This is a genomic window from Micromonospora sp. NBC_00860 (genome assembly GCF_045207375.1).
GTDB classification, from domain to species: Bacteria; Actinomycetota; Actinomycetes; order Mycobacteriales; family Micromonosporaceae; genus Micromonospora; species Micromonospora vinacea.
The window spans coordinates 4,791,689-4,804,816 of sequence record NZ_CP108825.1; the positions used below are offsets into that span (position 1 = coordinate 4,791,689).

Annotated in this window: 14 protein-coding genes; 7 read left to right on the forward strand and 7 right to left on the reverse strand. The window is 69.9% G+C overall.

The features are described from left to right. Positions 1-131 precede the first annotated feature (131 nt). Genes OH804_RS21915 through OH804_RS21925 form a run of 3 tightly spaced genes read left to right on the forward strand, consistent with a single transcriptional unit; the run spans position 132 to position 1,853 of the window. Positions 132-701 (forward strand): hypothetical protein, encoded by a 570-nt coding sequence (locus tag OH804_RS21915; RefSeq protein WP_231392540.1) that lies wholly within the window; start codon positions 132-134, stop codon positions 699-701. Beyond that, positions 698-1,192, forward strand: coding sequence for a thiol-disulfide oxidoreductase DCC family protein (locus tag OH804_RS21920; protein ID WP_196921405.1), 495 nt, complete (start codon positions 698-700; stop codon positions 1,190-1,192). Before OH804_RS21915 ends, OH804_RS21920 begins: the two co-directional genes overlap by 4 nt. Beyond that, positions 1,155-1,853: a TetR/AcrR family transcriptional regulator gene (locus OH804_RS21925; protein ID WP_196921404.1), complete on the forward strand. Its 699-nt coding sequence runs from the start codon at positions 1,155-1,157 to the stop codon at positions 1,851-1,853. The genes OH804_RS21920 and OH804_RS21925 overlap by 38 nt, the downstream gene beginning before the upstream one ends. Before the next feature lie 220 nt (positions 1,854-2,073). Here the strand turns inward: OH804_RS21925 and OH804_RS21930 are convergent, their stop codons facing one another. Further along, positions 2,074-2,736: a GNAT family N-acetyltransferase gene (locus tag OH804_RS21930; protein WP_196921403.1), complete on the reverse strand. Its 663-nt coding sequence runs from the start codon at positions 2,734-2,736 to the stop codon at positions 2,074-2,076. A gap of 170 nt (positions 2,737-2,906) precedes the next feature. Between OH804_RS21930 and OH804_RS21935 the strand changes: the two genes are divergently transcribed. Together OH804_RS21935 and OH804_RS21940 are read left to right on the forward strand one after the other, a co-directional pair. Beyond that, complete coding sequence (locus OH804_RS21935; RefSeq protein WP_196921402.1) at positions 2,907-3,098, forward strand: DNA repair protein; 192 nt, start codon at positions 2,907-2,909, stop codon at positions 3,096-3,098. Between the two features lie 149 nt (positions 3,099-3,247). Next, complete coding sequence (locus tag OH804_RS21940) at positions 3,248-3,766, forward strand: hypothetical protein (protein WP_112582133.1); 519 nt, start codon at positions 3,248-3,250, stop codon at positions 3,764-3,766. A 10-nt stretch (positions 3,767-3,776) separates the two neighbouring features. On the opposite strand, the gene OH804_RS21945 is transcribed toward OH804_RS21940, so the two are convergent. Further along, positions 3,777-4,505 carry a Clp protease N-terminal domain-containing protein gene (locus OH804_RS21945; protein WP_196921401.1) on the reverse strand — a complete coding sequence of 243 codons (729 nt, stop codon included), beginning with the start codon at positions 4,503-4,505 and terminating at the stop codon, positions 3,777-3,779. A gap of 62 nt (positions 4,506-4,567) precedes the next feature. Continuing rightward, a complete protein-coding gene (locus tag OH804_RS21950; RefSeq protein ID WP_196921400.1) occupies positions 4,568-5,578 on the reverse strand; it encodes a glycosyltransferase in 1,011 nt (336 codons plus the stop codon). Between the two features lie 123 nt (positions 5,579-5,701). On the opposite strand from OH804_RS21950, the gene OH804_RS21955 reads away from it, so the two are divergent. Then, on the forward strand, positions 5,702-6,517 hold the full coding sequence (locus OH804_RS21955; protein ID WP_196924804.1) for a DUF72 domain-containing protein: 816 nt from the start codon (positions 5,702-5,704) through the stop codon (positions 6,515-6,517). A gap of 9 nt (positions 6,518-6,526) precedes the next feature. Here the strand turns inward: OH804_RS21955 and OH804_RS21960 are convergent, their stop codons facing one another. Continuing rightward, positions 6,527-8,356 carry a glycoside hydrolase family 15 protein gene (locus OH804_RS21960; protein WP_196924803.1) on the reverse strand — a complete coding sequence of 610 codons (1,830 nt, stop codon included), beginning with the start codon at positions 8,354-8,356 and terminating at the stop codon, positions 6,527-6,529. A gap of 142 nt (positions 8,357-8,498) precedes the next feature. Here OH804_RS21960 and OH804_RS21965 point away from each other — a divergent pair, with 142 nt between their 5' ends. Then, positions 8,499-8,924, forward strand: a complete 426-nt coding sequence (locus tag OH804_RS21965) for a VOC family protein (RefSeq protein ID WP_196921399.1) — start codon at positions 8,499-8,501, stop codon at positions 8,922-8,924. An 18-nt stretch (positions 8,925-8,942) separates the two neighbouring features. On the opposite strand, the gene OH804_RS21970 is transcribed toward OH804_RS21965, so the two are convergent. The 3 genes from OH804_RS21970 to OH804_RS21980 all read right to left on the reverse strand — a co-directional run bounded on the left by OH804_RS21970 (position 8,943) and on the right by OH804_RS21980 (position 12,874). After that, entirely contained in the window at positions 8,943-10,160 is a 1,218-nt protein-coding gene (locus OH804_RS21970) for an FUSC family protein (protein WP_406059187.1), read from the reverse strand. A gap of 65 nt (positions 10,161-10,225) precedes the next feature. Next, the gene (locus tag OH804_RS21975) at positions 10,226-10,522 is read right to left on the reverse strand and encodes a DUF6582 domain-containing protein (protein WP_196921397.1); all 297 of its coding nucleotides are present in this window, start codon (positions 10,520-10,522) and stop codon (positions 10,226-10,228) included. Positions 10,523-10,654: 132 nt separating this feature from the next. After that, positions 10,655-12,874, reverse strand: coding sequence for a peptidase M6 immune inhibitor A (locus OH804_RS21980; RefSeq protein ID WP_406059189.1), 2,220 nt, complete (start codon positions 12,872-12,874; stop codon positions 10,655-10,657). Positions 12,875-13,128: the final 254 nt, after the last annotated feature.

Genomic DNA, 13,128 nt, shown 5'->3' on the forward strand with positions numbered 1-13,128 from the left:
ACGGCGTTTCTCGGCCGGGCGTGACGCTCGGCCGGGTAACGGCTCTCGGCGCCGCACCAGAGTGTCCACAGTCACTGGTCGCCCTTTCTTGAACATGTTCAATATTCACCCTAGGCTGACGGCGTCGGTAGTTGAACACGTTCAAGAAGGGCGTCCACATGGACATCAAGGTCTGGATGTACGTGATCTACCTCGCGGTCAGCGTCGGCCTGACCATCTGGGTGGCTCGAGCACTGTCCCGCAACGGGCAGGTCTTCCTGGAGGAGGTGTTCGCCGAGGAACGGCTCGCCCGAGCGGTCAACAGCCTCCTGGTGGTCGGCTTCTATCTGCTCAACCTCGGCTACGTCACGGTGGCCATGAAGCACGCCGACCCGGTGGAATCGACCAGCCAGGCCATGGAGGAGCTGTCTCTCAAGATCGGCCTCGTGCTGCTGGTGCTCGGCGCGCTGCACTTCTTCAACGTCTTCGCACTCGGCCGCTACCGCCGGAACCGGCTCCGCCAGCTCGCCACCCACCCCCCGCTCGCCCCGATCGGCCGACTCCCCATGCAGTCCACCCCACCCGGGTCGCAGCTGGTCGACGCTTATCCGGCGGGACCGCAGCCGACCGGCGTGTACCCGGCCGGACCCCAGCCAACCGGTCCGCAGGCGGCCGGACCGCAGCCGGGCGCCGGACCGACGAGCAACCCGCCGACCCGATGACCGTGTCCCCGACCGGTGGCGTCGGTCGGCTCCCGGATCCCACCGCTCACTCCGGCGGTGGGGTCCGGGGGTTCACCGTCCTGTTCGACGCGGCCTGCCCGCTCTGCCGGGCCGCCCGCCGCTGGTTGTCGTCCCGCGCCCAACTCGTACCCCTGGAGTTCGTGCCGGCCGGGTCCGCCGAGGCCCGGCGGCGCTTCCCCGGCCTGGACCACGACGCGACGCTGCGCGACCTCACAGTGATCGCCGACACCGGCGAGGTGTACGCGGGCGACGGCGCCTGGTTCGCCTGCCTCTGGGCACTGGCCGACCATCGGTCCACGGCCGAGCGGCTGGCCCGACCGGCCCTGCTGCCCCTCGCCCGGCAGACGGTGGCCGCCGCCTCGGCGATCCGGGAACGGATCCGCGACCCGTCGGCCGAGCCGGCCGACGAAACGGCGGGATACGGTGGCCCCGATGACCGAGCAGCCTGCGCAGACGACCGCTGCGGGTGACCCTGCCACCGCCCGAGGCGAGCAGACCCGGCAGCTGATCCGGGACACCGCGATGCGGCTGTTCCGCGAACGCGGCTACGCCCAGACCACCATGCGGGCGATCGCGCAGGAGGCCGGCGTGGCGGTCGGCAACGCCTACTACTACTTCGGTTCCAAGGACCACCTGATCCAGGAGTTCTACGCCCAGTCCCAGGTCGAGCACCGGGCCGCCGCGCAGCCCGTGCTCGACCGGGAGGAGGCGTTCGGTCCCCGGCTCGCCGGAGTGCTGCACGCGGGGATCGACGTGTTGACGCCCTCGCACGGATTCGCGGCGACCTTCTTCAAGACGGCGGCGGAGCCCACCTCACCGTTGAGCCCCTTCTCGGCGGAGTCGTCCGGCCCCCGACAGTCGGCCATCGACCTCTTCGGCGAGGTGTTGACGGGCTCGACGGCGAAGGTCGACGCCGAGCTGCGCCCACAGCTGCCCGAGCTGCTCTGGCTCGCGTACATGGGCGTGATCCTCTACTGGGTGCACGACCGGTCGCCGGGCCAGACCAAGACTCGTCAGCTGATCGACGGGGCCGTACCACTGATCGACCGGCTCGTGGCGCTGTCCCGGCTCCGGGTCCTGCGGCCGGTGACCCGACAGGTACTCGACCTGATTCGCACGCTCCGTCACTGACAGGGCCGACACCAACGACCGGCGAAGAAGCAGGTCAAGTCCGCTTTTCGACACTCCGAACCGACAGCTTCAGCCTTGCCCCGAGCCGGTTCGATACGTAGCGTGATCGACACGTAGCGGCTCGCCCCCAGCGGCGGCCGTTACACCCGGAATCGGGGCCTGGGGGGAGGTTGCGGACCGTGGATCCGGCCCGGGATCCACGGTCCGCGCCCAATGCCGCTCAGCGCGGATAGACCCCGTACGCGCGCCAGCCCCGGTCCGGGAAACCCGCCGCGTCGGCAACCCGGGCCGAGGCGTGATTGTCCCGCTCGTGCAGGTAGGTGGGGACCGCCCCCTCGTCGAGCACCCGCCGTGCCGCCTGGGCCACCAGTCGGCGGGCGAGGCCGCGCCCCTGGGCGGCCGGCACGGTGCCGACGGCCAACTCGTGCCCGTACGCGTCGTGCCGCTTGATCCCGGCACCGGCCAGGTAGGTGCCGTCCGGGTCACGGACCACCAGCACCGGCCGGTCGAAGAGTCGCAGCCACGGCGGCAGCCCAGGGGCGGTCGGCTCGGTCCACTCCCCCACGTCGGGCAGCGGCGCGGGTGCCAGGCTCCACCGGAAGGGACCGTCGTGTACGCAGAACTCTGGCCGGCCGACGGCCTCCGGCAACGCGGCGAGCAGCCGGGTCGGCGTACGGCGAACCAACTCGCGGATCGCCGCCACGCGGTCCGGCGCGACGGAGAGCACGGCACTCCGCCCGGTGTCCACGGCGAGCGCGGGGCGCAGCCGGCCATCCCAGGCCGGTGCGGCCCGCCGGTGCGAGGCGACCACGTGCAACCCCGGCCCGGCCGGCCACTGGCCGAGCCAGGTGGCCAGGTGCAGGTGCAGCCGCCGGTCGAGCATGCGCACCTCCCCGTCACCCCGACCCGTCGTGGATCACCGTACGCCGGACGGCAGGGCCGGGCGCAGGATACGTCGGGGCCGAACGGGCCAGGGGTGCGGGAACCAACCGCACGAATCGACCGTCATATGTATTTCTATATCTGGACACCTTTGTTTGGGACGGTGAACGCATGCCGATTCAGCCGAGCGACCACTACCAGCAGGACCCCGAGCGACTCTGGCAGGCGGCGGAGGCCGTCGGAGGCAATCCACCCCAGCCGCGCTACCGGAACCCCAGGACCATCGGCGGCGCCCTGTCGTGGGCCGGGCTGAACAAGCTGCCCGTCGGCAGCTCCAGTCGGCACCGCCTGAACACCCACTGACGCAGCACCGGGTGGGTGGCACCGAAGGGGAGCCTCCGACGGTCGCCCGGGGCGACACACCGGAGGAGGTCCAGCGGGGGCTTTCGCACACCTGTCGGGTAATTTCTTGTGGTCCGCCATCCCGGCCTACGACAGGAGAAGCTCCGCGCATGGGCAAGAAGACGATCCACGTCTCCGACTTCACCGGCACGGTTCTGCAGCAGGACGACGAGGTGGTCCGCGTCGTCGTGCTGGAGCACCCGGACCTGGTCGCCGGGCCCGTGCAGTTGGACGCCACCCCGGGCGAGGTGGAGAACATCGACGATGCCGCGCTGGACGTGGCGGTGGTGGAGATCCACGACCGGCACGGTGGCGGTGAGCCCCGCCGGGTGGTGTTGACCGCCAGCGAGTTCGACGCGATGGCCACCGACGTGCCGATGGCGCAACTGTTGAAGACGGCCGAGCGGGTCCGCCCACCCAAGGCCCGCAAGACCACCGAGAAGATCGACTACGGCACGTTGGAGCACGCCGGCAAGCCACACCGGGGCCGGGTCACGGAGGAGGAGGCCCGCCTGGTGCGCGAGCAACTCGACGAGGTCAACAAGCGCCTCGCCGACGCGGGCGTACGCCAGATCGACCCGGCCGATCCGGAGCACGCCCTGCGTTACGGCTTTCCTGAGGCCCCCTGACCCCGGGTTCTCACTTCTTCCCGACGGCGGCGGCGAGGGCGGCGGCCAGGTCGCCCTCGACCGTCGCCTTGTCCAGGCCAAGGTTGGTGAGCACGCCGGCGCCGTCCTCCTGCTCGAGCAGGGCGAGCAGCATGTGCTCGGTGCCGATGTAGTTGTGCCCGAGGCGCAGCGCCTCCCGGAAGGTCAACTCCAACGCCTTCTTGCCCCGCGCGTCGTACGGGATGAGGTCCGGAACCTGCTCGGCCCGTGGTGGGAGGACGGCACCGACCGCCTCCCGTACCGCCTCGGGGGTGGCGCCCCGACCAGCCATCACCCTGGCGGCCAGCCCTTCCGGCTCGGCCAGCAGGCCCAGCACCAGGTGCTCGGGGCCGATCTCGGCGTTGCCGCTGGCCCGGGCCTCCTCCTGCGAGGCCATCACCACGTTGCGGGCGCGAGGGGTGAACCGGCCGAAGCCTGCGTTGGGGTCGAGCGCTGCCGCCTCGGTCGCCTTCGGCACGAAGCGCTTCTGGGCGGCCTGCTTGGTGACCCCCATGCTGCGGCCGATGTCGGTCCAGGAGGCGCCCGAGCGTCGGGCCTGGTCCACGAAGTGCCCGATCAGATGATCGGCCACCTCGCCGAGGTGGTCGGCGGCGATGACCGCGTCGGTGAGTTGGTCGAGCGCGTCCGTGTGCGCCGTCTTGATCGCCTGGATCAGGTCGTCGAGCTTGACGGGGTTACCCATCTGGAGAGGATCTGTCATGCGTCAACCATAGGTTGACGCATCTCGTCGCGTCAACCCTGAGTTGACGACTTCGGCTCGCCTCAGGCGGCGTACTCCGGCAGGAGCCGAGCGACGGCCGCCGGCGAGGGCATGCCGGCGATCTCCTCGGCGATCAGGCGGGCCGCGTCGCGCTGCTCGACGCTGCCGCGCTGCGGCAGCAGCCGGTGGACCTGCTCGGCGATGGCGCCCGCGTCCACCTCGCCGGGCAGGAGCCGCACTGCGACACCGGCGGCGGCAAGCGTGTCGGCGTTGGCGAACTGGTCCGCGCCCTGTGGCAGCAGCAACTGCGGTACGCCCACCGCGAGCGCGCCGAGGGTGGTGCCGCTGCCACCGTGGTGCACCACCAGGTCGACGAGCGGCAACAGTTCCGCCTGCGACACCCACTGGTGCACGCTGACGTGGGCGGGGATCTCGCCCAACTGTTCGACGGGCACCCGGCCCGCCGCGACCACCACGTCGGCGTCCAGCGTCGCCAGAGCGGCGATGGCGGTGCGCATCAACTCCGGCGTGCCGAACGCGGTGCCGAGGGTCAGATAGATCAACGGTCGAGACGTGCGACGGCTCACCCGTTCGGGCAGCGGGGCCGGGGTGGAGAAGGCGACCGGTCGCAGCTCGATCCGACGTTCGGTGGCGAGGAAGTCCTTGTCCTGGAGCGAGGGCGGCCAGATGTCCAGGTGCGGCCGGCCGACGACCTCGGCGTTCCTGGTGGGCAGTTCCAGGCCGATGCCCTCGGGAAACATCCGGCCGAACCCGTGCCACAGGCCCGGGATCCCGGCCCTGTGCGCCGCCACGGCCGCCCCCGGCAGCCCCCACTCGTGCACCACCAGGTCGGGCCGCAGCCGCGCCAGCTCCGGTGCGAGATCCTCGGCGTACACCTCGTAGAAGGCGTCGCCGGGACGGAACGGCCGCAGGCCGTGCGCGGCGAGGGGCGCGTGCACCTCCGGACCGGCGGCGAAGTGGACCTCGTGCCCGGCGTCCCGGGCGGCGATCGCCAGCGGGATCAGCGGATAGGTGTGACCGACGGACGCAAGACTGGCGAACAGCACACGCATGGCGTCGGACCCTACCTGCCGCACCGTGGGCCGGCCGGGTCCGCTGGCCCGTATACGGTGGGCTCCGGTCGAGCGCGGTCACCGGCGGAAAGGGCGGTCATGCGTCTGCACGTGGGGTGCGCGATGTGGAGTCACCGGTCGTGGCCGGGCCACCGGCTGCCGCCCACCGAGCGCCTGCGGCACTACGCCAGCTGGTGCGACGCAGTGGAGGGCAACACCACGTTCTACGCGACCCCGGCCCGGGACACAGTGGCCTCCTGGGCCGCGCAGACGGATCCCGACTTCCGGTTCGTCCTCAAACTTCCCAAGGTCATCACGCACGAACGTCGGCTCACCGACGTCGACCAACCGCTGCGCGCCTTCCTGGACGCCATCGAGCCGCTCGGCCCGCGCGCCCACGCCCTCTGGATCCAGCTACCCGGCTCGTTCGCGCCCGCCGACGTCCCGGCCCTGGGCCGTTTCCTGGAACAGCTTCCGCGGTCCCACCGGTACGCGGTGGAGGTCCGCCATCCCGCGTTCTTCACCGACGCCCGAGCGGCCCGAATGCTCGGGGCGACCCTCGCCGCCGCCCGCGCCGAGTGGATCCCCTTCGACACGACCGCCTTCTTCACGAGCCCGCCGACCAGCGACGCGGAGCGGGACGCCTGGACCAAGAAGCCACGCCTGCCGCTCCGGTCCCTCGCGCTGACCGACCGGCCGATCGTCCGCTACCTCGGTCGCGACGACCCGACGCGCACTGTCGAGGGGTGGCAGCGGTGGGTCGACCTGACAGTCACCTGGCTACGCGAGGGACGCTCGCCGACGATGTTCATCCACACCCCTGACAACGCCGACGCGCCGGCGCTCGCCCGCCGGTTCCACGACGAGGTACGGGCACGCGTACCCGGGCTCGACGCGTTGCCCGAGCCGATCCCGGTCGAGCCGTTGACGCTGTTCTGAGCGGACCGGTCAGCCCTGCCGGTCGAGCAGGTCGTCGAGATGGGCCGCCGTGCTGATCAGCGAGAGGTGGCTGAACGCCTGCGGGAAGTTGCCGATCTGCTCACCGGTCGGTGCGATCTCCTCGGAGTAGAGGCCGAGCGGGCTGCTGTAGGTGAGCATCTTCTCGAAGGTCAACCGGGCGTCGTCGATCCGGCCGGCCAGGGCGAGCGCCTGCACGTACCAGAAGGTGCACATGTTGAAGGTGCCCTCGGTGCCGGCGAGGCCGTCCGGCGAGGCTTTCGGGTCGTAGCGGTAGACCAGGCTGTCGGAGACCAGGCCGGTGTCCATGGCCCGCAGCGTCGACTCCCACATCGGGTCGGTCGGCGAGATGAAGTTCAGCCCCGGCATCGCCAGGAGCGAGGCGTCCAGGATGTCGGAGCCGTAGTGCTGCACGAACGCGCGGCGCTCCTGATTGAACCCACGAGTCATCACCTGCTCGTAGATGGCGTCACGTTGGGCGGACCAGCGGGCGATGTCACCGGGGCGGCCCCGACGGCGGGCGATGCGGATGGCCCGGTCCAGCGCCACCCAGGACAACACCCGACCGTAGGTGAAGTCCTGCCGGCCGGACCGGGTCTCCCAGATGCCGTCCTCGGGTTGGTCCCAGTGCTCGCAGAGCCAGTCCATCAACCCGGCCGTCTTGCGCCACCCCTCGTACGGCGCGATCAGCCCGTTGCGGTCCGCGAGCTCCAACGAGACGAGCGCCTCGCCGTAGATGTCCAGTTGGAGTTGGCCGGCCGCGCCGTTGCCGATCCGCACCGGCGCGGAGCCGCGGTACCCCTCCAGGTGGCCCAGCACCTCCTCGGGAAGGTCCGGTGAGCCGTCGATGCGATACATGATCTGCAGGGGCAGGTTGCCGTCCCGTGCCTCCCGGATGCGCGCGTCGAGCCAGAGCAGATACTTCTCGGCCTCGTCGGTGAAGCCGAGGCGCAGCAACGCGTGCACGGAGAAGGACGCATCCCGGATCCAGGTGTAGCGGTAGTCCCAGTTCCGCTGCCCGCCGATCTGCTCGGGCAGCCCGGCGGTGGGTGCGGCGACCAGGGCGCCCGTCGGCGCGTACGTCATCAGCTTGAGGGTCATCGCCGAACGCTCGACCACCTCCCGCCAGCGGCCCTTGTAGCGGGAACCGCCCACCCACCTCCGCCAGTGGTCGCGGGTCTCGGCGAGCAGCTCGCACGCCTCGTCGGTGGTGAGCGCTCGGGGCGCGTGCGGGCAGGCCGTCTCCAGGGTCACTCCGCCGATGTCGCCGGCGTGCAGGGTGAACGACGCGGACACACCGTCGGTGTCCCGTTTGATGTCCTTCATGTCGAACTCGCGGAGCGAGTTCTTGAAGGCGGCGAGGGTGAGGCTCATCGTCGCGCTGCGGAAGACGTCGCCCTCGGGGTGCACCTCCAGCTCGTACGGGTCGCGCCCGTAGTTGAACCGTGGGTGGCAGTGGAAGCGGAACTGCATGCTCCCCCGGACCATCCGCACCAGTCGGATCAACCGGTGCCGGTCGGTGGCCTCGGCCCCGGTGACGGGCATGAAGTCCAACAGCTCACCGACGCCGTCGGCGCTGTGGAAGCGGGTGATCAGGATCGGCGTACCGGGCAGGTAGAGCTGCTTGCTCGTGTAGTCGACGCCGTCCGGCGAGAGCTGGAAGTGGCCGCCGTTGCGGCGGTCCAGCAGCGCGCCGAAGACGCTCGGCGAGTCGAAGCGGGGCGCGCAGAACCAGTCGACAGTGCCGTCCGTGCTGATCAGTGCCGCGGTCTGTAGATCACCGATCAGACCGTGGTTCTCGACTGCCGGGTAGCTGTCCACGCTGTCCCCCGCCACTCGTACTGGCAATGGCGGCGACTACCCGGGAACCGACGAAAGATGCGGGCCGCAGCTCATTGCGGAAGCAGAGCTTCCGCAATCGTCGATAGCGTCGATACCAACGACATCGACGAGAGGACACCTGATGAGCCTGCGAGGATTCGCCACCCTGAACATCTGGGCGGACGACGTGGAAGCGGCCACGGCCTGGTACGCGGACTTCCTCGGCATCGAGGCGTACTTCATGCGCCCCGGCCCCGACGGACGCCCGGCCTACACGGAGTTTCGCATCGGGGACTACCAGGCCGAACTGGGCATCATCGACAGCAGGTACGCACCGCCCGGGGCCGCGACGGGGCCCGGCGGCGCGGTGATGCACTGGTGCGTCGACGACCTCGACGCCACCGTCGAGCGACTGCTGGCGATGGGTGCCACGGAGTACCAGCCGATCACTCCGCACGGAGACGAGGGGTTCATCACCGCGGCGGTGGTCGACCCGTTCGGCAACGTGCTGGGGGTCATGCGGAACCCGCACTACCTCGACGTCCTCGCCTCGCTGAAGACCACCTGACGGGCGTGCTGGGGCGGTTCAGTCCCACTCGTCCCGGTCCGCCGTCCGCCGCACCAACGCTGCCGCCTCGTCGGTGTCCAACCCGCTGGCGATGAGCAAATCGTGAGCGGCCGTGCGGAATTCACCCACGGCGATCATTCCCGAATAGCCCAACCGGTGGGAGTGGGGACGGGTGGGATCCGGGGCGGCGGGCCCCTGCGCCTCTCCGACCAGCTTGAGAGCGGTCAGGATCTGCTGGCGCGCCTCCTGCGGATCCGCCCGCTCGGGGGTGGTGGTGCGTCTCAGCGTATGCATGCTGGTGGCCAGCAGCTCGATGGCTGCCGCAAACTCCTCCGGTATCGGCTCATCCTCCCGGAGAGCCTTGGTGAGTCTCCGCGCAACGGCCCGACAGCCGTAGAGGCTCCGCTCGAGATGTTTGATGGCCTGGGTGGAGCGGGCCAGGAACCTGCGTTGGTGCCACCGTAGCGGCGCCAGTCGCACCACCTCCTGGGCAGCCCCGAGCCCCTCGTCCAGCGCGGTCACCCGAGACCCGAGGATCCGCAGGCCGATCAGACTCTGCTCGGTGGCGTCATGGTCCCGACGACGCAACGCCCCGCCCAGGCTGTGCAGGGCGGCGATAGCCGGATCGAGGACGGGTTCGGCCAGACGCTGCACGGTCCGCTGCGGGTGGATGGGCACCACCAGCAGACCGACCGCCAACCCGACCAGTCCGCCGACCGCGGCATCGACGAAGCGAGGAACGGACAGGTCACGCACTGGCGGTTCCAGGGTGGCGATGAGCACCGCGGTGCCACCGGCCTGGGTGAGTAGGGAGCCACCGCCTTTGAGCAGAATGGCGACGATGATCGCCAGCACGACGACCAAGCCGGTCTGCCAGGCCCCGATGCCGAACAGCGGCATGACCGCGTCACCGACGGCGAGCCCGAGAACGACACCGACCAGCAGCTCGATGGTGCGCCGCAGGCGTGTGCCCATCGAGGCGGCCACGATGCCGACAGCTGTGGTGGGCGCGAGGACCGGCGAGGGATTGTCCAGGAACTGGGCCCCCACGAACCAGGCGATCGTCGCCGCGACGCCGGCCTGCACGGCGAGCAGTCCGAAGAGGCGGAACCGCCAGGCGCGGGAGCGCAGCCCGTGCCGCACCCGCTCGGGCACTCTGGACCAGGTTCGGTCGACCCGGGACACCCCGTGCGGGGGCGGGTCGTTGTCGGCTGCCGGCTCCTGCTTGGCGGGCATCCGCGCCGCTTACCCGGCGGAGGCGAACCTATCCGGCGAGCGCGCCGAAACGTGCGAGCATCCCGTCAGTGGGCGGGATTCGGAGTGTGCGGGAGCTTGCCGAGTTGACGCCAGTTCGTCTCGGCGACGTCGACACCGTAGTGCTTGGCTGCGGCGAGGATGTTCTGGAAGGCCAGGTCCCGGTCCTTGTCGGTGACGCCCTGGACCTGATCGAACCGGGCGATGGCGTTGCGGACGTGGCTGGCATCGGTCATCGGTTCCTTGCGTTTGCCGGGGAACGCGAAGACGGTCTCCGGCAGCTCGCGCTTGTCCTTGTCCGACAGGCCGCCGTGCTTCTCGTGCGGCTTCCAGGTTGATGTCATCGCCCTGCAATACCCGCGCGCTGTCCGGCAGCACCTTCCCGGCCGACATTTTCCGGCCGAGCCGACCCGGCCCCAGCGTGGGGGCACCCGACGTCGACATCGACGGCGAGTGCCCCCGCAACCGGGGTGTAATCAGCTCAGCGAGTTGCTACCACCGGGCTGGACCACACCGTTCACAGTGAGCTTGTACGGTGCGTACTGCCGCACCTGCTCGGTCGGCTCGTCGTACGCCACCACGGCGACGACCTTCGGGAAGGCGTCCAGCACGGCCAGCTCAAGCTTGCCGATCGTGACCTCGGAGCGACCGTTCTTCTCGAACTGCCAGGCGATCGAGTGCTTCTCGTCGATGCCGATGAGCCGCAGGTTCCAGTTGTTGATCTGGGTCGGCCGGATCTCCGTGGGCGAGTCGAACGGTGCCAGGCTGGCGCCGTCGCTGAGCAGGTTCCCGCCGACGGTGATGTCGTCGAGCAGCAGGCCGCCCTCGTTGGTGCCGCCATCGCTGATGTACTGGAAGCCGAGCAGCACGCTCTTCCCGGCGTACGCCGACAGGTCGTACGAGCGGGCCTCGAAGCCGCTCGTCGTGCCGTTGAGCGCCGGACCGCGCGGCCCGTCGACCGTCTTGTCACCGGGGATCGCGGTGTACGTGGCGCCGCCGTCGGTCGACACGGTGACGTAGCCGTAGTCGTAGCCGAGCTCCGCGCCGTACTTGGCCTGGAACCGCAGCGTCGGGTCGGCGGTCGGCACGGCGACGGAGGTGACCGCCGTCGAGTCGAGGCTGTTGGCGTTGCCGGAGAAGAGAACCGCGTTGCCCGGCCGGTCCGGGTCCTGTGTGGTGGTCGTCCACGACAGCGGGAGCGCGGGCAGGGTCTTCGCGCCCTGGAACTTCACAGATCGAAGGTCACGACCGCTGAGCACCTTGCCCTTGGCCGCGGCCAACTGCACGTAGTCGGCACCGTTCGGCGCGGCGCCCGGCGTACCGTTGGCCGCCGCGCTGGCCAGGTTGACGGTAGAGCGCAGGCTCGGCGTGGTGACCCGGCTCTTGGCGACGCCGAGGGTGATGCCGAACTTCGACTCGCCGACGAGCTTGTCGAGCAGCGTCATCGACTGGAAGTCGTGGATGACCTGGTAGACGTCGTGGACCCCGACCGTCTCCAGCTCGGCGTCCAGGCTCGCGAGGCCCTGCCGGGCACCGTCGCGGTGCAACCGGGACATGAAGTCGGCACCGTAACGGTCGTACAGGAAGAGCATCAACGAGTACGCGTTGCCGTAGTCGGCGAGGACCGCGTTCGGGTTGGGGCTCTCGTCCCAGAGGGTGAGGGAGTTCTCCGGCCCGCCGCAGTCCCGCGGATTGGTGTTGTACGGCGTCTGGACCGTGCCGAACCCCTGGTAGCAGTAGAGGTGACCGTCGGCTCCCCGGTCGAAGACCGTGGCCTTCGAGTCGCTGTATCCGGTCAACGACATGGCGAAGTCCGAGAGACCCTCGTTGATCCAGTTACCCTCGAACGGGTCCGCGTAGTAGTGGGCGAGGTGCTGCCACTCGTGCGCGAACGTGCCCTCGTAGCTGTTCGGCCGGGCGCCCCGACTGGTGCACAGGTCGCTGGTCGGCTCGTCCGGCGGGTTCGCCGTCATGCGGTGGAGCCAGTCGAACGCGTCGACGGTCATCACGTTGCGGTCGAGCAACTCGTTGAACTGCGCGGAGAAGAACCCGGCGATGTACGTCGGTGCCGCCGGGAACGTGTAGTAGTTGTCGTCCCGCACGTTGTCGACGAGGGTGACGGTCTTGTTGCCGGCGCCGGTGTAGACCCCACCATTGCCGTTGGCGTCCGGACCGATCTGGGCGTTGGTGCCGTCCCGGTCCGGCGGGGTGCTGAAGGCGTTGGTTTCCTTCGGGTACATGTTCGTGTCGAACTCGTCGACGAGGTGCTTCACCTGCGCGTCGGTGATCTGCGTCGAGGACGGCACCTGGGCGCGGCAGTCACCGGCCGGGAAGGACAGGTCGTTGGCGACCCAGACCTCGATGTGCTCACCGACCGCCCGCAGCGTGTAGTCCTTGCGGTAGACCGAGCCCTGGACGTCGTCGAGGCCGAGCCACTGACGGACCGTGCCGACCGCCGGCGTCTCGACCGACTGCGCCTGCCTCCGCGCGCTCGTGCGCGGCTGGTACCGCGAGGGCGTCTCGATCGGTCGACCGTCCAGCGTGAAGTCCTTCCGGGTGAGCTCACGCATGTCACTCGGCGGGGCGACCTTCGGCGCGGCGGCTTGCGCCGACGCCGGCGACGTCACGGCTGTGACAGTGAGAGCCGGTAGGACGAGGACAGCGGCAAACGCCCCAATCATGCGGGTGCGAGCCATGGAACCTCCTTCGGGTATGCAACCCGGTTCCCGTGAGTCCGGTCGGGGGTCGACCGCTCACGATGATCACTTGAACCGGGGACACGGTAGCCCGAGGCAACCTTCACCTTCGACGGATTGGGAAAGCGATACATATCACCCAGCGAGAACGGTAATCCGCAACATTCGGCTGCTCTGCGTCCGTGGCCAGGCGCGACCCACTGACCAGTGTGGACACCAGGGGCCGCGCACTTTAAGGAAGGTATAAGGAACTG

What these genes read in the sequence shown, in the direction of transcription:
- OH804_RS21920 (WP_196921405.1), top strand. Translation starts at nt 698, where the DNA reads ATGACCGTGTCCCCGACCGGTGGCGTCGGTCGGCTCCCGGATCCCACC.
- OH804_RS21925 (WP_196921404.1), top strand. Translation starts at nt 1,155, where the DNA reads ATGACCGAGCAGCCTGCGCAGACGACCGCTGCGGGTGACCCTGCCACC.
- OH804_RS21930 (WP_196921403.1), bottom strand. Translation starts at nt 2,736, where the DNA reads ATGCTCGACCGGCGGCTGCACCTGCACCTGGCCACCTGGCTCGGCCAG.
- OH804_RS21935 (WP_196921402.1), top strand. Translation starts at nt 2,907, where the DNA reads ATGCCGATTCAGCCGAGCGACCACTACCAGCAGGACCCCGAGCGACTC.
- OH804_RS21940 (WP_112582133.1), top strand. Translation starts at nt 3,248, where the DNA reads ATGGGCAAGAAGACGATCCACGTCTCCGACTTCACCGGCACGGTTCTG.
- OH804_RS21945 (WP_196921401.1), bottom strand. Translation starts at nt 4,505, where the DNA reads ATGACAGATCCTCTCCAGATGGGTAACCCCGTCAAGCTCGACGACCTG.
- OH804_RS21950 (WP_196921400.1), bottom strand. Translation starts at nt 5,578, where the DNA reads ATGCGTGTGCTGTTCGCCAGTCTTGCGTCCGTCGGTCACACCTATCCG.
- OH804_RS21955 (WP_196924804.1), top strand. Translation starts at nt 5,702, where the DNA reads ATGTGGAGTCACCGGTCGTGGCCGGGCCACCGGCTGCCGCCCACCGAG.
- OH804_RS21965 (WP_196921399.1), top strand. Translation starts at nt 8,499, where the DNA reads ATGAGCCTGCGAGGATTCGCCACCCTGAACATCTGGGCGGACGACGTG.
- OH804_RS21970 (WP_406059187.1), bottom strand. Translation starts at nt 10,160, where the DNA reads ATGCCCGCCAAGCAGGAGCCGGCAGCCGACAACGACCCGCCCCCGCAC.
- OH804_RS21975 (WP_196921397.1), bottom strand. Translation starts at nt 10,522, where the DNA reads ATGACATCAACCTGGAAGCCGCACGAGAAGCACGGCGGCCTGTCGGAC.
- OH804_RS21980 (WP_406059189.1), bottom strand. Translation starts at nt 12,874, where the DNA reads ATGGCTCGCACCCGCATGATTGGGGCGTTTGCCGCTGTCCTCGTCCTA.